Consider the following 4,412-nt stretch of genomic DNA (forward strand, 5'->3'; position numbering starts at 1 on the left):
CACGCTTGCGCAGCCGGCATTGCTGACATCTGCTGGCTGCCGGCAACCCCGGAACAACCACGGCGAAAATGGACTTGGAACAACACAGCTCTTCGCCTCGACATCATGCGCAGACGGCCGCCGAGGCCGGCACTGCGGCGAGCGGGTTACAGGTTTGGGGAGGGATAGAGTGCACGTTTGTTCGCATCGGAAACGAATTCCGCGACCAATTGGACGAAACCGGCCATCTGCGCCGGCCCAATGACCTGGAGGCAATTGCCGGGCTTGGTATCCGCACTTTGCGCTTTCCCGTGTTGATGGAAGCGATCTCGCCCGACAGTCCGCAACAGTGCGACTGGCGCTGGCACGACCATGCGCTGGACAAGCTGCGCCGGCTTGGCATTGCACCGATCGCCGGATTGATCCATCACGGCAGCGGTCCGCGCTACACGGACCTGCTCGATCCCGGCTTCGGCGCCCAGGTCGCGCTGCACGCGGGCCGCGTCGCACGCCGCTACCCGTGGATCAAGCGCTTTACGCCAGTCAATGAGCCGTTGACCACGGCACGCTTTTCGGGACTCTACGGTCATTGGTATCCGCACACGCAGGACACGGCAAGCTTCCTGCGTTGCCTGTACAACCAGTGCAACGCGACATGGCTGTCCATGCGCGCGATCCGCGAAGTGATACCGGATGCCGAACTGGTGCAGACCGAAGACCTGGGCAAGGTTTTCAGCACGCCCTTGCTGCAATACCAGGCCGTTTATGAGAACCAGCGCCGCTGGCTGAGCCTGGACTTGCTGTGCGGACGCATCGACCGCTCCCACGACTGGTACCAGGCTTTCCTCGATGCCGGCCTGGACCAGGCGGCGATGGACGTCTTCACCCGGTCGCCGTGCGTACCGGACATTGTCGGCATCAACCATTACTTGACCAGCGAACGCTTTCTTGATGAGAACGTAGCGCATTATCCGGCGCATCACGCCGCCGGCAACGGCCGACACTGCTATGCGGACGTTGAGGCGGTACGGATTGCCGGACTCGACGGCGAGGTTGGTCCTGGCGAGCGCCTGCGCGAAGCATGGGAGCGGTACCGCCTGCCGCTGGCGGTGACCGAAGTCCATCATGGCTGCACCCGGGACGAGCAGGTGCGCTGGCTGCTGCAAGTGTGGCGCGCGGCGCAGCAGCTGCGCGAGGAGGGCGTCGACATGCGCGCAGTGACCGTTTGGGCGCTGTTGGGGGCAATGGACTGGAGCAGCCTGTTGGTCCAGCGCAATGGCGCGTATGAACCAGGCGCGTTCGACGTGCGCGACGACAGCTTGCGCCTGACCGCGCTGGGACAGGCGACGCGCGCACTGGCGCTCGATGGCGATTACGATCATCCGGTGCTGCAGCGGGAAGGCTGGTGGCGGCGTGACAGCCGGCATTACCGGCCGCATGCACCGGCACTGGCGCTGGCGCCTGGTAGACCACCGCAGCAATTGGCGATCACCGGCCGCACCGGCACCCTGGGGCGCGCATTTTCAACGATCTGCGAACAGCGCGGGCTGGACCATGTGCTGCTGGGGCGATCCGGCATGGACATCGCCGACCCCGACTCGGTCGAAGCGGCGCTGGATGCGCATCGCCCTTGGGCCGTCATCAACACCGCAGGCTTTGTGCGTGTCGCGGAAGCGGCAAGCAATGCCGAACGTTGCTATCGCGAAAACGCCAGCGGCGCCGAAATCCTGGCGCGTGCCTGCGCCCGGCGCGGCATTCCGATGGTGACTTTCTCATCGGACCTGGTATTCAACGGCCAGCTTGGCCGCGCCTACATGGAAAGCGACGAACCCAGCCCGACCTGCGTCTATGGCAACAGCAAGGCCGAAGCCGAACGCCGGGTGCTGCAAGCCTGGGACCAGGCGCTGGTGGTGCGCACCAGCGCCTTCTTCGGACCATGGGACTCGTATAACTTCGTCCATGCAGTGCTGCGCGAACTGGCCGCCGGGCGCCGCTTTGAAGCCAGCGACAACCTGCATGTATCGCCGACCTATGTGCCCGACCTGGTTCACGCCAGCCTCGACCTGCTGATTGACCAGGCCAGTGGCATCTGGCACCTGGCCAATCGCGGACTCCTGTCCTGGCATGAACTGGCTGACCGGGCCGCGGCGGAAGCCGGCCTGCAACGCAGCCTGCTGGCGCGCTGCGCCCAGGCTGCCCCACGGGTCACGGCGCTGTCGAGCGAAAGAGGGCTGATGCTGCCGCCCATCGAGCACGCACTGTCGCGCTTCATTCGCGAATGCACGGTGCCCTGGCACACCGGACAAGCGCAACAACGCGCGGCCATCAGGGGCGCGATGTAGGCAAACAGGCTGGCCAGGACCGAAGCCGATACGGACACAAGGGCCCGCATCACGAGTGCGACACAGGGAACAGCAAGCGGGCCGGGACACTCCAACATGGCAAGCACGACGCCTGATCAATCGAAACAAGGAATCCACATGACCGAAAACGCCCACGCCTATCCAAGGCCGCAGCTGGTGCGCGACACCTGGCAGTCGTTGAACGGATCGTGGAATTTCACCTACGATGATGAGCGCCGCTACCGCAGGCCGGGCGACGACATCGCCTGGACGCATCAGATCACCGTGCCCTATCCGCCGGAATCGCAAGCCAGTGGCGTGGGCGACCGCGGCTTTCACCTGAGTTGCTGGTATGAGCGCCAATTCGACATCGAGCCATCCGACGCGCTGTGCATGCTGCACTTTGGCGCAGTCGATTATCGTGCCGAGGTGTGGGTCAACGGTGTGCTGGTGGCGGAGCACGAAGGCGGGCACTCCTCGTTTTCGGCCGAGATCAGTCATGCGCTGAAAGCAGGCGGACCCCAGACCATCACCGTGCGGGCGGAAGACGATCCGCATGACCTGGCCAAGCCGCGCGGCAAGCAGGACTGGCAGCTTGAACCGCATTCGATCTGGTACCCGCGCACCACCGGCATCTGGCAGGCCGTATGGCTGGAAACGGTGCCCCGCACCCACATCCGCAAGCTGCGCTGGACGCCGCATTTCGACGGCTTTGAAATTGGCTGTGAAACGCTGGTCGAAGGCGATTACGGCTGCGATTTGACCGTGGAAGTCCGCATTACCCATGGTGGAAAGGTATTGGCCAACGACAGCTATGCGGTGATTGGCGGCGAAGCGCTTCGAAAGATCGCGCTGTCGGACCCAGGCATCGACGATTCACGCAATGAATTGTTGTGGAGCCCGGAACGGCCGACCTTGCTGGATGCCGAAATCATCCTGCGCCAGGACGGCCGGATACTCGATCGTGTGCGCTCCTACACCGCCTTGCGCTCGGTGGCGATCAACCGCGACCGCTTCATGCTCAACGGCCGCCCCTACCAGTTGCGGCTGGTGCTGGACCAGGGCTATTGGCCGGACACCCTGCTGACGGCGCCAAATGACGATGCCCTGCGTCGCGACGTCGAACTGGCCAAGGCGATGGGATTCAATGGCGTGCGCAAGCACCAGAAAATCGAAGACCCGCGCTACCTGTACTGGGCCGACAAGCTGGGGCTGCTGGTGTGGGAGGAAATGCCCTCCGCCTATCGCTTCAGCCCGCTCGCGGTGACGCGGCTGGTGCGGGAATGGATAGAGGTCATCGACCGCGACTACAGTCACCCCTGCATCATTGTCTGGGTGCCGTTCAATGAATCCTGGGGCGTGCCCAACCTGACCTCGACCCAGGCCCATCGCAATGCGGTCGAAGCCTTGTACCACCTGACGCGCACGCTGGATTCAACCCGCCCCGTGATTGGCAATGACGGCTGGGAAGCATCAGCCACCGACTTGCTCGGCATTCACGACTATGACTGCAATCCGGTCACGCTGGAGGCGCGTTATGTCGCCAGCGGCACGCAGGAACTGTTTGATCGCCGCCGTCCCGGCGGGCGCATCCTGACGCTGGACGGCTATCCGCACCGCGGCCAGCCGATCGTGCTGACCGAATTCGGCGGGATTGCCTTCACCCGCAACCCGACCAGCGAGGAAGCGAAAAAGAACTGGGGCTATTCCATGGCGCGCGACGAACAGGAATTTGCCCGGATTTATACCCGGTTGCTTGAAGTGGTCAACAAAACGGCAATTTTCAGCGGATTTTGCTACACGCAGTTTGCCGACACGTTCCAGGAAGCAAATGGTTTGCTGTATGCCGACCGCACCCCAAAGATACCTTTGGAGCAGATCGCCGCCGCCACAGCCAATATCAGCCGTACCGGGCCGCCGGCGGAAATTACCGGCTGCGCCGGGCAGGAGCAGGCCGCCTTGCCGGGGCCCGAACAAGTAAGCCTCACGGAGAGGCTTCCCATGTGAGTTGAACCAGTGCTATAATTTTGTTTTTCGCGGCTGTAGCTCAGCTGGATAGAGTACTTGGCTACGAACCAAGGGGTCGTGGGT

The 4,412-nt window shown here is 63.3% G+C and carries 2 protein-coding genes; both read left to right on the forward strand.

Features of this window, described 5'->3' with window-relative positions; genetic code table 11:
• Positions 1-209: 209 nt before the first annotated feature.
• Positions 210-2,321, forward strand: coding sequence for a sugar nucleotide-binding protein (locus Q7T64_RS14345; RefSeq protein WP_304797083.1), 2,112 nt, complete (start codon positions 210-212; stop codon positions 2,319-2,321).
• A gap of 138 nt (positions 2,322-2,459) precedes the next feature.
• The gene (locus tag Q7T64_RS14350) at positions 2,460-4,328 is read left to right on the forward strand and encodes a glycoside hydrolase family 2 protein (protein ID WP_304797085.1); all 1,869 of its coding nucleotides are present in this window, start codon (positions 2,460-2,462) and stop codon (positions 4,326-4,328) included.
• Positions 4,329-4,412: the final 84 nt, after the last annotated feature.

Source organism: Lacisediminimonas sp. (genome assembly GCF_030645335.1).
Lineage (GTDB): Bacteria > Pseudomonadota > Gammaproteobacteria > Burkholderiales > Burkholderiaceae_D > Lacisediminimonas.